The sequence below is a fragment of the Adhaeribacter rhizoryzae genome, assembly GCF_008629685.1.
GTDB classification, from domain to species: Bacteria; Bacteroidota; Bacteroidia; order Cytophagales; family Hymenobacteraceae; genus Adhaeribacter; species Adhaeribacter rhizoryzae.
In genome coordinates, this window is sequence record NZ_VWSF01000032.1 from 1 (window position 1) to 16,322 (window position 16,322).

16 protein-coding genes and 1 pseudogene are annotated in these 16,322 nt (G+C 43.7%); 9 read left to right on the forward strand and 8 right to left on the reverse strand.

Annotated elements, in window-relative coordinates; all coding sequences use genetic code 11:
* Positions 1-339 (forward strand): annotated as a pseudogene (locus F0145_RS26375) (IS4-like element ISSysp3 family transposase); the annotation flags it as partial.
* 254 nt (positions 340-593) lie between these two features.
* Here F0145_RS26375 and F0145_RS24200 read toward each other — a convergent pair.
* The gene (locus tag F0145_RS24200) at positions 594-1,379 is read right to left on the reverse strand and encodes an alpha/beta fold hydrolase (protein WP_150092908.1); all 786 of its coding nucleotides are present in this window, start codon (positions 1,377-1,379) and stop codon (positions 594-596) included.
* Between the two features lie 88 nt (positions 1,380-1,467).
* Entirely contained in the window at positions 1,468-3,384 is a 1,917-nt protein-coding gene (dxs, locus tag F0145_RS24205) for a 1-deoxy-D-xylulose-5-phosphate synthase (protein WP_150092910.1), read from the reverse strand.
* Between the two features lie 413 nt (positions 3,385-3,797).
* Between dxs and F0145_RS24210 the strand changes: the two genes are divergently transcribed.
* The gene (locus F0145_RS24210; protein WP_150092912.1) at positions 3,798-4,547 is read left to right on the forward strand and encodes a segregation and condensation protein A; all 750 of its coding nucleotides are present in this window, start codon (positions 3,798-3,800) and stop codon (positions 4,545-4,547) included.
* A complete protein-coding gene (locus F0145_RS24215) occupies positions 4,548-5,630 on the forward strand; it encodes a lysylphosphatidylglycerol synthase transmembrane domain-containing protein (protein WP_150092914.1) in 1,083 nt (360 codons plus the stop codon).
* 376 nt (positions 5,631-6,006) lie between these two features.
* Here the strand turns inward: F0145_RS24215 and F0145_RS24220 are convergent, their stop codons facing one another.
* Both F0145_RS24220 and F0145_RS24225 read right to left on the reverse strand, forming a co-directional pair.
* Positions 6,007-7,860: a DUF885 domain-containing protein gene (locus F0145_RS24220; protein ID WP_190277633.1), complete on the reverse strand. Its 1,854-nt coding sequence runs from the start codon at positions 7,858-7,860 to the stop codon at positions 6,007-6,009.
* Positions 7,861-7,965: 105 nt separating this feature from the next.
* The gene (locus F0145_RS24225) at positions 7,966-8,385 is read right to left on the reverse strand and encodes a nucleoside-diphosphate kinase (RefSeq protein WP_150092916.1); all 420 of its coding nucleotides are present in this window, start codon (positions 8,383-8,385) and stop codon (positions 7,966-7,968) included.
* 319 nt (positions 8,386-8,704) lie between these two features.
* On the opposite strand from F0145_RS24225, the gene F0145_RS24230 reads away from it, so the two are divergent.
* Genes F0145_RS24230 through F0145_RS24250 form a run of 5 tightly spaced genes read left to right on the forward strand, consistent with a single transcriptional unit; the run spans position 8,705 to position 12,210 of the window.
* Positions 8,705-9,718, forward strand: a complete 1,014-nt coding sequence (locus F0145_RS24230; protein ID WP_150092918.1) for a DHH family phosphoesterase — start codon at positions 8,705-8,707, stop codon at positions 9,716-9,718.
* A 19-nt stretch (positions 9,719-9,737) separates the two neighbouring features.
* Complete coding sequence (locus F0145_RS24235) at positions 9,738-10,706, forward strand: FKBP-type peptidyl-prolyl cis-trans isomerase (RefSeq protein WP_150092920.1); 969 nt, start codon at positions 9,738-9,740, stop codon at positions 10,704-10,706.
* 18 nt (positions 10,707-10,724) lie between these two features.
* Positions 10,725-11,279, forward strand: a complete 555-nt coding sequence (locus F0145_RS24240; protein WP_150092922.1) for an FKBP-type peptidyl-prolyl cis-trans isomerase — start codon at positions 10,725-10,727, stop codon at positions 11,277-11,279.
* Positions 11,280-11,289: 10 nt separating this feature from the next.
* Positions 11,290-11,775, forward strand: a complete 486-nt coding sequence (locus F0145_RS24245; RefSeq protein WP_150092924.1) for an FKBP-type peptidyl-prolyl cis-trans isomerase — start codon at positions 11,290-11,292, stop codon at positions 11,773-11,775.
* A 6-nt stretch (positions 11,776-11,781) separates the two neighbouring features.
* On the forward strand, positions 11,782-12,210 hold the full coding sequence (locus tag F0145_RS24250; protein WP_150092926.1) for an FKBP-type peptidyl-prolyl cis-trans isomerase: 429 nt from the start codon (positions 11,782-11,784) through the stop codon (positions 12,208-12,210).
* A gap of 46 nt (positions 12,211-12,256) precedes the next feature.
* On the opposite strand, the gene recO is transcribed toward F0145_RS24250, so the two are convergent.
* From recO to F0145_RS24270, 4 genes are all read right to left on the reverse strand, one after another.
* Positions 12,257-12,970 (reverse strand): DNA repair protein RecO, encoded by a 714-nt coding sequence (gene recO / locus F0145_RS24255; RefSeq protein WP_150092928.1) that lies wholly within the window; start codon positions 12,968-12,970, stop codon positions 12,257-12,259.
* Between the two features lie 82 nt (positions 12,971-13,052).
* Positions 13,053-13,793: a type IX secretion system anionic LPS delivery protein PorZ gene (porZ, locus tag F0145_RS24260; RefSeq protein ID WP_150092930.1), complete on the reverse strand. Its 741-nt coding sequence runs from the start codon at positions 13,791-13,793 to the stop codon at positions 13,053-13,055.
* A 228-nt stretch (positions 13,794-14,021) separates the two neighbouring features.
* Entirely contained in the window at positions 14,022-14,615 is a 594-nt protein-coding gene (locus F0145_RS24265) for a thymidine kinase (protein WP_150092932.1), read from the reverse strand.
* Positions 14,616-14,728: 113 nt separating this feature from the next.
* Positions 14,729-15,049 (reverse strand): 2Fe-2S iron-sulfur cluster-binding protein, encoded by a 321-nt coding sequence (locus tag F0145_RS24270; RefSeq protein ID WP_150092934.1) that lies wholly within the window; start codon positions 15,047-15,049, stop codon positions 14,729-14,731.
* Between the two features lie 33 nt (positions 15,050-15,082).
* Between F0145_RS24270 and F0145_RS24275 the strand changes: the two genes are divergently transcribed.
* Positions 15,083-16,165 (forward strand): hypothetical protein, encoded by a 1,083-nt coding sequence (locus F0145_RS24275; protein WP_150092936.1) that lies wholly within the window; start codon positions 15,083-15,085, stop codon positions 16,163-16,165.
* Positions 16,166-16,322 lie beyond the last annotated feature (157 nt).

The following is a 16,322-nucleotide window of genomic DNA, read 5'->3' on the forward strand; positions in this document are numbered from 1 at the left end:
TTAGTGCAACTCACGCTGCTGGCTTTGTTTGCCGCTAGCAAGATAATGCTCTTGCACCTGGCTTCTAAACAGAAAGAAGCCGTGCCGCTGGCAGAAAGCTTTACCCGGCAAGAAGTCGCTTGTCTGCAGGCTTTACAAAAACGTTATGAAGGAAAAACAGCCAAGCAGCGGAATCCTTACCCCCAAGACTCTTTACAATGGTGCTACTGGATAATAGCCCGATTAGGCGGGTGGAAACCCCACGAAAAGCAGGCGGGGGTGATTACCCTTTTGCGCGGTTGGAATTACTTCCAGCATATCTTGCACGGGTGGACCCTGGCCCAAAAATTTGTGTCCTAATCGTAGCCCTAATTTAGGGAAGGTGCCCGGAGGGCGGAAGGGTTAAACTCATCAAGATGAAAAAAGCCGCACCGGCAAAAGTTAAAAATGCCGAAAAAGATACCACAGCATACCAAAGAACCCATAATAGACAACAAAGAACCTTTATCTTAAAATAATACCTGTTCAGCCTTCCTATGCAATATTGATTATAGGAATTGGTGTTATTCAGAAATTCTGTACTGAATTCTCCTTCTTTAATTAAAAATGCAAAGTTATACAGCCGCCACAAAGCCTTTGATGGCCGTTAATGTTTCGTGCGGGCGTTCAAACATACCCATGTGGCCGGTCTGATCCAGGAAAAGGGTATAAGAAGTTTTGGGCAAGTGGCACTGCTGCAACGTTTGCTCCAGGGTTACGGCCGCATCTTGTTTGCCCGCGATAAATAAGAAAGGAAAGTTAACTTCCGAAAGTATTTTTGTGCGATCTGGCCGGTCGCGCATGGCTTTAACAGTACCAATTATTGCTTCCGGGGCTACTTTTTTACCGGTTTGGGTTAGCTGCTGAATAGTTGCCTGCTTGCTCTGCCGGTTTCCTTCGTAAAATAAAGGAGCCACAAAGGTCTCCATAAATTTTTCTGCGCCGTGCTTTTGAATAAAATCGATGGTTTTATCCCGGTTTTCTTTTTTCTCGTCGGTATCGGGTAAGGCACTGGAATGAAACATAACCACTCCTGATAGTAATTCAGGATATTTTTCAGCAAAAGCCATAGCCGTATAGCCGCCCATCGAGTGCCCGATTAAAATACACTGGTTAATATTTAAGGATTGCAGCGCTTCCCGCACAAAAGCAGCATTATTATCCATCGAATATTTTTCCGGCTGATATGTGTTGTTCCCGTGGCCTGGTAAATCCAATAATATTACCCGGTAATCTTGCTGCAAGGGTTTCGTATATTCCAGCCATAGTTCTTTACTTTCCAGAAAACCGTGTAAAAATACCAATACCTTACCATTGCCACCCGAATCAATAATAGTCGAGGCATTTATTCTATCTTCCATGCGCTTAATAGTAGTTTTAAACAAAAGAGCCGGTAGTTTAGCGTAACTACCGGCTCTTTTTACTTTATCTTTTTAATTGAGGTTGTGCTTACACGCTAACAGGCTGCATAATCCATTGCCGGACGGTGCGTTCAATACTAACCGGGTCGATGCCGCATTCGCGGTGCAACTCCAGTTGGGTACCATGCTCAAATATTTCATCCGGAATACCTAAACGCTTAACCGGATTGGTATATTGGTTATCGGCCATAAACTCTAAAACGGCACTACCAAAGCCGCCGGGCAAGCAGCCATCTTCCAGGGTAATTATTTTATCGTACTTCTGGCAAATTTCGTGCAGCAGTTTTTCGTCTAAAGGTTTGGCAAAACGCATGTCGTAGTGGCCAATTTTAATATTTTCCTTTTTCAGGTTTTTGCAGACTTCTACAGCGTAGTTACCAATATGACCGATACTTAATATAGCTACTTCTTCACCTTCTTGCACCATACGGCCTGTGCCCACAGCAATCGGCTTCAGCGGGGTACGCCATTCGGGCATCACGCCTTCACCGCGCGGATAACGAATAGTAAACGGACCCATATCGGGTTGGCTGGCCGTAAACATTAAATTCCGCAGTTCCGCTTCGTTCATAGGTGCCGACACAACCATGTTGGGGATGCAGCGCATGAAGGCAATATCGTAATTACCGTGGTGCGTCGGGCCATCGGCGCCGGCAAAACCAGCTCTATCCAGGCAGAATACCACGTTTAAATCCTGCAAACATACATCGTGAATTACCTGATCGTAGCCGCGCTGCATAAACGTAGAATAAATATTGCAGAACGGAATTAAGCCTTGGGTAGCTAAACCCGCCGAAAAAGTAACGGCGTGCTGCTCGGCAATACCCACATCAAAAGCCCGGTCGGGCATAGCGGCCATCATAATATTTAAGGAGCAACCCGACGGCATAGCCGGCGTAACGCCCATTATTTTACTATTTTGCTGCGCCAGCTCTACCATGGTATGGCCAAAAACATCCTGGTACTTGGGCGGCTGTGGGGTATCGTGGTGTACTTTGTAAATTTCGCCGGTTATTTTATCGAAGGTGCCGGGTGCATGCCATTTGGTTTGGTCTTTTTCGGCTAAGGCAAAACCTTTACCTTTTACGGTAAGGCAATGCAATATTTTAGGCCCTGGTATGCCTTTTAAATCGTTTAGAACCGAAGTCAGGTGATTAATATCGTGGCCATCGATGGGGCCAAAATACCGGAACTTTAATGACTCGAATAAATTGCTTTGTTTCAGCAACGCAGACTTAATACCGCTTTCTACTTTAGAAGCAATTAATTGTGCATTAGGTCCAAACTTGCTGATTTTACCTAATACATTCCAAACTTCGTCGCGCAGCTTGTTATAAGTGCGGGAAGTGGTAATATCGGTTAAATATTCTTTCAGAGCTCCCACGTTCGGGTCGATGCTCATGCAATTATCGTTGAGCACCACCAATAAATTGGCGTTGGAAACGCCGGCGTGGTTCAGGGCTTCAAAAGCCATACCGCCCGTCATGGCACCATCGCCAATTACCGCAATGTGCTGCCGGTCTTGCTCGCCTTTGTACTGCGAAGCCACTGCCATACCCAAAGCCGCCGATATAGACGTAGAAGAATGCCCCACGCCAAAAGTATCGTACTCGCTTTCTTTCCGTTTCGGAAAACCCGATAAACCTTTGTATTTGCGGTTAGTATGAAACTGATCGCGGCGGCCGGTTAATATTTTGTGCCCGTAAGCCTGGTGGCCCACATCCCAAACCAGTTGGTCGTAAGGCGTATTAAAAATATAATGCAGGGCCACCGTTAATTCTACCACCCCCAGGCTAGCCCCAAAATGCCCGCCGTAGATAGAAACGTTATCGATAATATATTGCCGAAGTTCCTGGCTAACCTGCAGCAACTGCTCCTGGTTTAATTTGCGCAGATCAGCGGGCGAATTGATGGCGGCTAAAAGCTCTCCGGGTTGTATAATCATGAGCAGAAAGTTATTCTACAAAAAGAACAAGCATCTTGCCAACTTGTTCAAAAAATGCAATTAAAAGTAATAAAAAAATAACTCGTAAAGGTACTAATAAAATCCTTAACCATTTACATAACGTTGCAGTACGGTTGCTTAAAGTCTGCCCTTTCCTGTTCCTGCTGCTATTAATTCTTTACGGAGTGCCTGATAATAATGGACTTTGTTCTTTAAAATTAATTATAAATTATATGATAAACGCCCTTTCGGGAGTTTGGTTATAGGTAGCCGAAGGAATTATATTTTTTAAAATTAATTAACCTTATTACCTGGTGTTGGTTGTTCCGGAAATTAATAATTACCGGATTGCCACAGATTTTCTTTAATTTTGAAGTGATTAACCCGAGCATTGCCTCCTAAAAGCCGCTATTGTGAGTTTCGAGATTAAATTACCGCTTTTTGAAGGACCTTTTGATTTGTTGCTTTTCTTTATTGAACGGGACGAATTAGATATCCATGATATTCCGATTTTTAAAATCACGAACGATTTCATGGCTTATATTACCGAACTGGAGCAGTTAAACATAGAGGTAGCCAGCGAATTTATTTTAATTGCGGCCACGCTCATGCGCATTAAGGCCAAGTTGCTATTGCCCCGCGCCGAAAAAGACGACCAAGGCAATGAAATAGATCCGCGCAAAGAACTGGTGCAGCATCTGCTCGAATACAAAAAATATAAAAATGTTTTAACCGATTTGGCCCGCCTCGAAGACAGAAGGCTGATGATGGAAACGCGCGGCAATATTCCGGATGAACTGCAACTAATTGCCAAACGGAGCAACCTGGATTATGAATTGCAGGATTTAAACCTGTATAAACTAATGCGGGTGTACGAAAAAGCCATGAACCGCTTTGAAGAAGAGCAAAACCGACCCAAGCATACGGTTTATACGTACCCCTACACCATCGAAGACCAGAAAAGCTTTATTTTAAAGAAGGTTACCACCGAAAAAGAAGTAGATTTTCTGCAGATTGTGCAGGCCTTTCCGGACAAAATAGGGCTGATTTTTAATTTTCTGGCTATTCTGGATATGCTACAGTTAAATATTATTAGCATCCGGATTAGCGACGGATTCAATAATTTTCGTATTACTCCATTTGAGGAGAACCAAGCCGCTTAAATGGATCAGAACCGCAAAAAACTACTAGAGAACTTTTCTACCCGCCGCATTATGATACCCGTGGTCATCGGGTTATCGGTGGTGGGTTATATGCTATACCGCGACCCGGCCGCATCTAACCTAAGTGCCTTTTTAGATGCCAAAATACATTGGTTGGTTATAACGGTGCTGGTTTTAATTGTGCGCGATGCCGGTTATATGTACCGCATCCGGCATATTACCGAAAAAGCATTATCGTGGCGCCAGAGCATTGATGTAATTATGCTGTGGGAATTTGCTTCGTGCGTTATGCCATCGGTGGTGGGTGGCTCTACGGTAGCTACTTTTATTATAAACAAAGAAGGCATTCCGCTGGGTAAGTCGCTGGCCTATGTAATGGTTACGGCCATGCTCGATAATATTTATTTCCTGATAGCAGCCCCTATTGTGTTACTGGCTACGCAAGGCGCCATTTTCCCGGACGTAGCCGGACTTAGTTTTTCGGTAAGCTCCAGTCTGGAAGTGGTATTTATTATTAGTTATGCCTTAATGGCGGTTTACGCCTTTGTCATGATATACGCCTTGTTCTTTAAGCCCCAATCGGTTAAACGGTTGTTACTCCGGATTACGTCTATGCCGTTTTTACGGCGGTGGCGGCAATCGGCGTTTAAGCACGGCAACGAACTGGTATGGGCTTCGCGGCAAATAAAAGGTAAATCCTGGAAATACTGGTTTCATGCCGCGGTGTCTACGGCTTTCGTCTGGACGGCCCGTTACTACGTGGTAAGCTGTATTATTGCAGCGTTTATTCCTTTATCATTTAACGAGCACCTGCTAATTTTTGCCCGTAACTTTGTCTGGAAAGTGGTTTTACTGGTGGCCGTTACGCCCGGCGGCGCTGGTATTGTAGAAGCTACTTTTAAGGTTTTCTTCCAGGATTTTATTGGCCCATCGCTGCTGGTATTAATATTATTATTCTACCGCATTGTTACTTATTATTTGTACCTGGTGCTGGGTTCTATCTTCCTGCCCCGCTGGATTGCCCGGGTTTTCCGGACTAAAAAAGGCGAAGACGTAGAGGTTGTAAGCACCGTACAACAATAAATAAGGAAGGTTTATTTTAATAAATATTAAGGCGGTTTAGCCTATTTTTACCAAATAGAATTGGATATCTGGCATAAACACGCTCTCTGTCATTTTGGAAAAATCTATTGTGTAGATGTTCTTACAGGCAACTACCTCTAAAGGGTATATTGCCTACTTGATTTTCTAACCAATAGATGCTTTCAGCATGACAACCAGGAGGTTTTTATTTTGGCAGAAGGTTTATACGATTTGGTATAATATTAAAATATTGCCTTAGCTGAACAAATACGCTTTAAAAGCCAAACTCAATAAATATAACCCATAAACCAGCGGTTTGTAGCAGTAAACGGTACTGCTACAAACCGCTGGTTTATATTTTTAAGTGTACTAAATATCAGGCTTTTACTTTTGCTGCTTGCTTTTGTTTAACCCAGTTGTTCACGTTTTCGGCCAGAATATTTAGTGGTACGGCGCCATTCGTGAGCACTACATCGTGAAACTCCCGGAGGTCAAATTTTTCGCCGAGTTGTTTTTTTGCCTGCTCCCGAAGCTCTACTATTTTTAACATACCTATTTTGTAGCCGGTGGCCTGCGATGGCCACACCACATAGCGTTCTACTTCTTTCCGCAAATCGTTCTCCGGGCTGGGGCAGTTTCGGATAAAATAATCCAGTGCTTGCTGTTTTGTCCATTTTTTATGATGAATACCGGTATCAATTACCAGCCGGCACGCCCGGAATATTTCGTTGGCCAAGCGGCCAAAATCAGAGTAAGGGTCCTGGTACAAGCCTATTTCTTTCGGCACCAGTTCCGAATACAAAGCCCAGCCTTCTACATAAGCTGTATTACCGCCCAAAGTCCGGAATTTAGGAATACCTTTTAATTCCTGCGCAATGGCTATTTGCATGTGGTGGCCTGGTATCCCTTCGTGGTAAGCCAGCGATTCCATCTGGTAAATGGGTTGGTCGCCGAGGGTAAATAAATTAATATAATACCGGCCAGGGCGCTTGCCATCCAAAGAAGGCTGTTCGTAAAAAGCACCCGCTGCCGATTTCTCCCGGAAAGGCTCCACGGCTTTTACCTCAATATCTGCCACTGGTTTCGTAATAAATAATTCATCCAACCTATTTTTCATATTATCAATAATCTGGTTGGCGCGGTCCATGTAGGCTTTTTTACCTGCAGCAGTGTTGGGGAAATAAAATTGCTTATCGGTGCGCATAAACTGGTAAAAATCGGGCAGGCTGTCGCTTCGGAAATTTACTTTACGCATAATGGTTCGCATTTCTTTCTGAATCCGGGCTACTTCCTGCAAACCAATTTCGTGAATCTGGTCGGCGGTTAAATCGGTGGTAGTTGTGGCGCGCAATGCGGTTTTGTAAAAATCGGCGGCTTCCGGAAATTGCCAGGCTCCGCCTTCCTGCGGCGCTTTCTTCTCCAAAGTTGTGAAGTAAGTTATTAATTTTTCGTAAGCGGGCTTTACCGATGTAAGCAGTGCTTGATTGGCCGCCGTTAGCAGGCTGTCTTTGGTGCTGGCAGCAATATTTAACTTATTAATTTTTCCGGTAAAATCATCCAGCAGTGGGCTTTTCAATTCCGAATTACTAAAAGGCTGCCCTTTCAGCAGGTTCCGGCAATCTTCCAGCATCATTGGGAAAACAAATTTGGGCGGTATAATTCCTTTATCTTCCCTAATTTTTAAACTCTCCAGATGCTGCTGAAACAAACTATCTACTTTAGCTAACCGCGCGATATAAGCCCGGGCATCTTTAACATCTGCTACCTGGTGAATATTTATTAAAAAAGCCGGTAAGTCTGAATGCAACCCCGACATTTGGTTTTCGAGGTAATTGTGAAAGCGATATTTAAAGTTATTTATTTCTTCTTCGGCCTGGTATTCATACATTTTATAACTGAGCTGGCCTTGCGCATCCAGCGCAGCATAATCGAAATTATTGCGCATGGCAGCCAGGTTAGCTTTGGTAATTTCCAATTCCTGGCGGGCGTGTTCATCCGAGCGGTCGGTCCACTGGTCATAATTTTTCTTGCCTCCCACAAACGATTCGTACTCCGGGTTCCGGGCCAGCATTTCCTGAAAATTACGCTCAAAAAAATCGTTCAGTTGTTTAGTTTCGGAGGCTTTTTCGGTGGCGGAGTAAACCTTGGTTTTTTGTTGGTTGCAGGCAATTAATAACAATGCCAAACAACCTGTTAGGGCAATAGATAGCGCAATATTTCTAATTAGCATTTTTCTCTAAATTTTAATTAATATACTTAATCAGAAGTTACTGAACAAAAAAGCCCTTTGGTATTTAAACCAAAGGGCTCATGCTATTTATTATAATAGCTATTTTTAGAAACGCTCGTCTTCGCCGAAGAAGAAATCGCCTTCTATTTGGGCATTTTCGTCGGAGTCAGAACCGTGCACGGCGTTAGCTTCTACCGATTTGGCGTATTTTTTCCGGATGGTACCTTCTTCGGCTTGGGCTGGGTTGGTAGCGCCAATTAATTTGCGGAAATCGGCTACGGCATTATCTTTTTCCAGAATCATAGCCACAATCGGGCCGGAACTCATGTAGTTCACCAGGTCGTTGTAAAACGGACGCTCTTTGTGCACTTCATAAAATTTGCCGGCTCTTTCGGGGGTTAAGCGGGTTTTTTTTAGGGCTACTACCCGGAAACCACCTTCTTCTATCATTTGGGTAATGCCGCCAATGTAGTTATCCTGCACGGCGTCAGGCTTAATCATGGTAAATGTTTTGTTCGCTGCCATCTTAGGTTCTGCTATAAGTTAAGTTTATTTATCGGTTAAATTTAAGGTGCTGTTTTTACCGGTGGTTTTTGCGAAAGGTTTATTTTTTATGTCCGGGCAATCCAGCCATTATAAAGAGCCGAAAGGCAAATATCCGGTGTACGGTAAATCGCGGTGCAAAAGTAATATTCTTTTCATAATATCCTTTGCGTAAGGCAAAATTGTAAGCCGCTACCGGCAGCCCAAAAGCGGAATTGAATTATTTTTTTGTTTTAGAAGTTTATAATGCAGAATTTTGTGTCTTGTACCTGATATAAAACAGGCACTTTTTAAGCGAAAAATGCATAATATTGCTGCTCTTACCGAGCTACTTAAGAATCCGAAACAAATCCTGATTACCACGCATCATAAACCCGATGCCGACGCTTTAGGTTCTTCCCTTGGTTTAGCTGGTTATCTAAAAAAGAGAGGCCACCAGGTAACCGTAATTACGCCCTCTGACTATCCGGACTTTTTAAACTGGATGGCTGGCAACGAAGATGTTATTATTTACTCGCCGGAGAGCGATGCTTTGGTGCAGAAAATTATTAACCAGGTAGATGTTATCTTTTGCCTCGATTTTTCGGCATTGAGCCGCATTAACGAAATGGGCGAGTACATCCGCCAGGCCAAAGCTACCAAAGTCCTCATCGACCACCACCTGCAACCCGAAGATTTTGCCGAAATTGCTTTTTCCGATACTTCGGCGGCGGCTACCGCCGAGCTGGTATTTGAAGTAATCCGGGATATGGGCGACCAGGAATTAATTGATGTAAAAATAGGCGAATGTTTGTACGCCGGCATCATGACCGATACCGGCTCGTTCCGGCACCCTAGCACCTCGCGCAATGTGCACCTGATTATTGCGGAACTGCTTCATATTGGGGTAAATACCTCTAATATTCACCGCCTGATATACGATAGCCACACCGAATCGCGTTTACGCTTTTTAGGTTACGTTTTGAAAGATAAACTAACGGTACTACGGGAATTCCGGACGGCGTACATTGCTATTTCGGGCGCCGAGTTAAAAGAATACGACTCGAAAACCGGTGATACCGAAGGTCTCGTAAATTTTGCTTTATCAATGGAAGGAGTGGTTTTTGCCGCAGTTATTATAGACCGGGGCAATGCAGTAAAAATATCTTTCCGGTCGGTGGGTAATTTTTCGGTAAACGATTTTGCGCGCCAGCATTTCGACGGCGGTGGTCACCGGAATGCGGCCGGTGGTATTTCGTATGCCCCGCTCGATGATACGGTACGTAAATTCATCAGTTTATTGCCGGAATACAAAGATCAACTTTTAGAAAACTAATAACTAATAATAAAACCCAATGTTCACAAAAAGTAAATTTATATTGCCGGTGCTGGCTGGCTTATTCGCTTTTCAGGCTTGCGATAAAGGCGGTAGCTTTAAAAAATCGGAATCTGGTTTAGAATATAAGCTGTTTTCGCAAACCAAAGACGGTAAATACGAAGCTAAAGAGTTCCCGAACTTAAAAGATTCAACCAAACTAAACAAAGAAGGCCAGATTGTACGCCTGCACATGAAATACATTACCGCTAAAGATTCGGTATTGCTCGATTCGCGCGAAAAAGGCATGCCGTTCTGGATTCCAGTAATGAAACCTTCGTTTAAAGGCGGTTTAGAAGAAGCTTTTGCTGCTTTAACGCCCGGCGACAGCGGCGTTTTTAAAGTTAATGCCGATTCGCTTTTTGCCAAAACTTTCCAGCAGCCTTTGCCTAAGTTCATCGAGAAAGGTTCTACTTTAACTTTCTTTATTAAATCTGAGAAAGTAATGAGCCAGCAAGAAGCCATGATGGACCAGCAAACCTCGATGATGGCTTTCATGGAAAAACAAAATAAAACCGACGAAGCTGTTATTCAAAAATATATAAAAGAAAAAGGCTTGCAACCTCAGAAGACTAATTCGGGTCTATACTACGTTGTAACCCAAGAAGGCAATGGCCCAAAAGCCGAGCCGGGTAAAATGGTAGCGGTAAATTATACCGGCACTACCCTCGACGGAAAAGAATTTGACTCGTCTAAAAAACAAGGCAAACCCATAGAATTCCCCTTAGGGCAGCAGGCCGTTATCCGGGGTTGGGACGAAGGAATTGCTTTGTTAAATAAAGGCAGTAAAGCTACTTTCTTAATTCCGTCTACCATGGCTTACGGCCCACAAGAAAGCCCGGAAATTCCGGCTAACTCGGTACTGCGCTTCGATGTGGAATTAGTAGATGTAAAGGATATGCCGGCTCAGCAACAACAAGCGCCGCAATTCCCGGTACAGCCGCAATAAATTTTTAAATATTATACTATGCTTAATTCTTTTAATTCTAAAATCTACCGCGGCAGCACCTTGTTTTTAACAGGGTTGCTGCTGGCATTTTCTTCATTTTTTCTTTCGAGCTGTTTAAAAGACGACAGCAACCTGGATGAACTGTCTAAAGAGCAGGAAGAAGCTTATTACCGGCAATTAGCCACCGATACGCTAGCCATTAAACAACATTTGGCTACTAATAATATTACTACTGCCAAAAGAATGCCTTCGGGTTTATTTTATGTAGAACAAACCGTGGGTACTGGTGTGCAGGCCAAGGTTGGTAATATTGTAAGCACCAATTACCGGTTAACCGATTTAACCGGCAAACAGTTAGATACCTCTTATGGTAAATCGCCTTACCAATTTCAGTTAGGTACGCCGGGCAGCCCTATTTTTGGCTACCAGCAAGCGGTTTCTTTACTCAAAGTAGGTGGCAAAAGCACTTTTTACTTGCCATCGGGTTTGGCTTACGGTACTACCGGCAGCCCTCCTGGTATTGCGCCCAATACTATTCTGATATTTGAAATTGAGTTACTCGCCGCTCAGTAATATTTTTGTTATGAACAGTGTAAAATATTTTCTGCTTTTAGTGCTGTTCGGCATATTTTTTTCGTCGTGCAAAGATGAATATACCGAGCGGATTAAAGACCAGAAAGAGCGGGACGAAGCTTCGATTCAGGAATATTTAACTTATTATAAAATCCAGAATGCGCAGAAGCAGCCTTCCGGCATTTATTATGTACCCCAAACCGCCGGAACCGGCGCGCAAATACAGCGAGGCAGCACCATTAAGATTCATTACATAGGCCGGTACTTAAACGGACAAAAAGTTGAATCTACTTACGACAGCGGGCAACCGCTAACGGTGGTAGCCAACCCGGGCCGCAACAATGGCTTAACCGAGGGCTTCAACGAAGGGCTGCTACTTTTAAAAGATGGCGAAAAAGCAACTATTATTGTTCCGTCTAATTTAGGTGCTACCAGCTATTATGGCCAGCTTGGCAACGTAATGGTATACGACATAACAGTACTGGAAGTAAAATAACACGCTATGCGGCAGTATTTTACGGGTATATTTTTCTTTCTGTTTTTAGCGGCAAGTTCTGTTTATGCCCAATCCGATACTACCGTAACTGCTTCGGGGCTAAAATATGTAATATTGGCGCCGGGTTCTGGCGCTCACCCAACTAAAAATGCGCAGGTAAGGGTAAATTTTACCGGCAAATTTAAAGACGGTCATATTTTTGATACCTCGGCGCTAGATAAAAAGCCCATTAAAGTACGCTTGGGCCGTGGCGAAATTATTCCGGCCTGGGAAGAAATATTGCCGCTGATGCAAACCGGCACCAAACTAGTAATGGTGGTACCCGCCCAATTGGGTTACGGCGATAAAGGTTTGCTTTCGGATGAAGACGGCTATAAAGTACCGCCAGGTTCTGATTTAATTTTCGAGATGGAACTGGTAGAAATAAAAAAATAAATACCTATTAACAAAAGAGCCTCCTTGCTACAAGGAGGCTTTTTTGTTATTCGGCCAGTACTTCCGACAGAACATTCAACGACCGGATTTCCCCGAGCTTCTCGACGTGTAACTGGTAATATTTAAGCAAAATATGCAGTAATTCGCGCCGCACTTTGCCATTTAGGTTTTGCGCTTGCTCCGGCTGGTGCAGCAAATTATCAAAATGGCCTTCGAATAACTGAAAATGAATAATGCCGGGCCGGCCGTTTATAAGTTGCTGATTGCCGGCAAAAGCCACTTGTGAAGTAATATCAGTGCCCGAAGTAGGCCCAAACCCCAGATAAAAAGAAAGCTGTAGCAGAAATATTAAATGAAAATTCTCGAATCCTTCGGTTTGCTGATCAAAATATACCATGGCCTGGTACATATAATCGAATAAAGGCCGGTTTTCTTCTTCTTCTTTTATGGTATGCGAAACCACCTCAGACAAAAACAGCAACATGCTGCTCTTCCGGATATCAAAAGGTATAGAAGTGTACGGGTAGCTGCATTTGTATTCTGATATACGGGTAATACCACCTTTGGCTGAGGTATACACCACCATATCTAAAAGGGTAAAAGGCTGAAACAAAGCAATGCGGGGTGTGGTAGATTTTTGCCGCACACTGTTTACAATATACGTTTGCAACCCCAACTCTTCGGTATACACCCGGGCAATAATAGAGGTCTCCCGATATTTAATAAAGTTTAAAACAATGCCCCGGGTTTTGACTAACATAAACAGAAACAGGTTTGCTGATATTGGTAATTATAGTTTTAACGTTACGGGTTGAAGAAAGATATTTTGCGCCGTAGTAATATTATTGACCAATTACGGCAATTTTGCTCGTGCAACTTTGCTTGTCATCGGGGGTGCTACTAAAAGCTAAATATACGCCGGATTTTACTCTTTTACCCTTTGCGTCGCGCAAATCCCAGGCCAGCGTACCACCGGTAGCCTGGGCCTGGTAAACCAGGTTTCCGGTTACATCAGTAATTTTAACCAACGCATTATTAGCTAACCCTGAAATACCCACCAAGCCGGTGTAGCCCGGCCGCACCGGATTAGGAAATACCGCAGCACAATCGGGTTTTCCTATGGTTTCGGTGGCTGTACCCCGAAAAGAAACTAACCCTAATTCTGTAGACACAAATACTTCACCGGTGCTCTGGTTAATGGCAATATCCTGAATTTTATTTGCCGGTAACGGACTGTTCTCGGTGGTGAATTGGGCTACAGCGGTTTCGCCTTCTTCCGAAAATAACCACAAGCCATTATCGGTGCCCACCCACTTGCGATTGCCGCCATCTACGGCAATCGTGCGCACCAACTCGTTTTCTAATAAAGGACGGCGGTTTAGATTAGGAATAGTAGCCGCAATGGTGTTTGATGTAAAAATATTCTCGGGCTCGTAGAAAACGGCTATGCCTTTATCAGTGCCGGCCCAGATAGCACCACTTTTGTCTTTTACCAGCGCATAAACATCCGAGCCTGGCAAGAATGCTCCGTTTAACCAAAGGAGCAAAACTAAAAGCAACGTTAAAGCTACTCTGATTACCATCTTTGAAAGCTTCAGAACTAAAAATTGAGGCGGTTAGCGGCTGGTGCGGTTACTTAAAATCTGTAATCAAGATAAGCGTTTATTTATTCTGATTAGAGAAGGTGACGCTTTTTACTGGAATAAATATTGAGAATTATTTTAAGCTCCTCCTTAAAACAGTGTAGCTAAGCGGTTGCTTCTGCAGCAAGGTTTTCAGGTTATTCTTCTTAACTATTATAACAAAGGTTTTTATTTCTGGTGCTTCATACCTTCCAGAAAACAATGGCGGCAACGGGCTTCGTAGGTATCGGTTTCGCCGAGCAATATTTTTTGGGCAGAGGCCGCTTTCCGGAACGAATAAGAGGCAATATCGCCGCAGTTCATACAAACCGCGTGCACCTTGGTTACGTATTCGGCTACGGCCATTAAAGCAGGCATGGAGCCAAAAGGTTTTGCCTGGTAGTCCATATCCAGACCAGCTACAATTACCCGCGAGCCGCTGTTGGCCAAACTCATGCACACATCGGTCAGGCCTTCGTCGAAGAACTGGGCTTCGTCGATGCCTACCACATCGCAGCCGCTGGCCAGCAGCAACATATCGCTGACAAACTGAATGGGCGTAGATCGGATGGCATTGGCGTTGTGCGATACTACATCGGCTTCGTGGTAACGGGTATCAATGGCGGGCTTAAATATTTCTACCCGCTGTTTTGCAATTTTGGCCCGGTTTAGCCGCCGTATCAACTCCTCGGTTTTACCTGAAAACATAGAACCGCAGATAACTTCAATCCAACCACGGCGCGATGCGTAATTTTTATTTCCTACCCTTGGTTCAATAAACACTTTTAATTCTCCTAATTATCGGGCTACCACTTATAAGTTATAAACCAGTTGGCAGCTTAATGTTTGTAGCCAATATTATTGCGGCCGATGCTCTTAATGTTAGTTCAGCGCCTTTAACCGGAGTAGCTTTGGTGCGGAAATTTTGTTTCCTCCGGTACCCGGCCTAAGGCATCCGCTAGCAAGAAACACTGGCAGGTAAGCCGTTCGTTAGCTTTTAACCGACCTTGCTCCCGGTATTTAAGTTCCGGCGGCGTTAACTCCCCTAAGCCTTCCATTCCGGCTAAAATAATAATGCGGCAGGTGGTACAACGCCCTTTACCACCGCAGGCGTGCATCCAATCTACGCCGGCTGCACCAATGGCCGTTAATATTTTTTGCGCCGGCATTACTAAAACCTCTTTCTGATAAAGGTTTTGCAGGACTAGTTTCGGCATATTTTACTACCTTTACAAAGAGATCTTTTAGTAATGGAACACAAATATAATCAATTAAACCTGGAGCGGTACAGCAACAACCTCGCTAAACTTTTATGCGACCGATATTTCGCCATTGCGCCTACCGTTAATGGGCAGCAACTCATCGGTTTTACGCCGGTTAAGCAGGTTAATCTTTTTATGATTAAAGAATTGCTGCTGCGCTGGAACCAGGAAATGGCTAACCTGAAGAGTCCGTTTTTTGATTTTGAAAACGAGGAGGTAAAAGAGGCCCTCATTCAGTTTATGAATGTGTTGTCGCGGAAAATATTAATTAAACGCCCGCACTTTGAGCCGCTGCTGGCTAAAGCCATTACCGATACCTTTAAGTGGGTGTTAGAACCAGTAGCTGCTTTCGAAGAAAAATTATTGCAGAACCAGGATGCACTCACGGTTGCTAAACTGCAAAGCAACCTGAAATATATTACCTTAAACAAAGAATTAATTCAGGATTTTCTCGATCATTTAAGTGAAGGTGCTTTAAACCAAACAGCTGTACGCAATGATTTTGGTACTTACCTGGCCTCCCGGAAAGCCGAATGGACTACGGTAGCGCAAATACTAGAGGAATTTAATCGGTTATTGCCCATTCAGCAATCCGATTTATTTGACCAGCAGCCTGCACCGGCAGCACCAGTAACCCCGAAAGCACCCCAACCAACGCCGGCCACCTTTGCGCCATCGGTTCCGCCCCGCACAGCCGTTAGTGCAGAGCCTTTGCATAAACCAATTAGTGCTGAAAACAGCCTAAATAATAAATTTAAAGCCGAAACTTCTACCTTAAACGATCGGTTAGCGCCAAAATCCGCACCTACCCTTATCGACAACCAAATGGGTAAAAAAATAGAGTCGTTAAAAGATTCTATTTCTATTAACCAGCGCTTTGGCTTTATAAACGAATTATTTAACGGCGAAAATCTCCAATATTACAATGCCATTAAGGTACTGGATGAATTTAAAGATGCGGATTTGGCAAAAAATTATGTAACAAAAGATCTGGCTAGCCGCTACGACTGGTCGAAGAAAGAAGAACACGTAAATAAACTGCTGCGGCTGATAGAGCGCAAATTCGCCTGAGCCTGAGTAGTAAGTTTTAAGTAATAAGTTTTTAGTTCGTTGATAACAGTTCGTCACAGCTTGGCAATCTTGTATTGTCAGCCTGTGATTAACTAAAACAAAAATTATTTTGATCAATACATATATTCCTACTGCCATAAAGGCATTATTAAAGGAA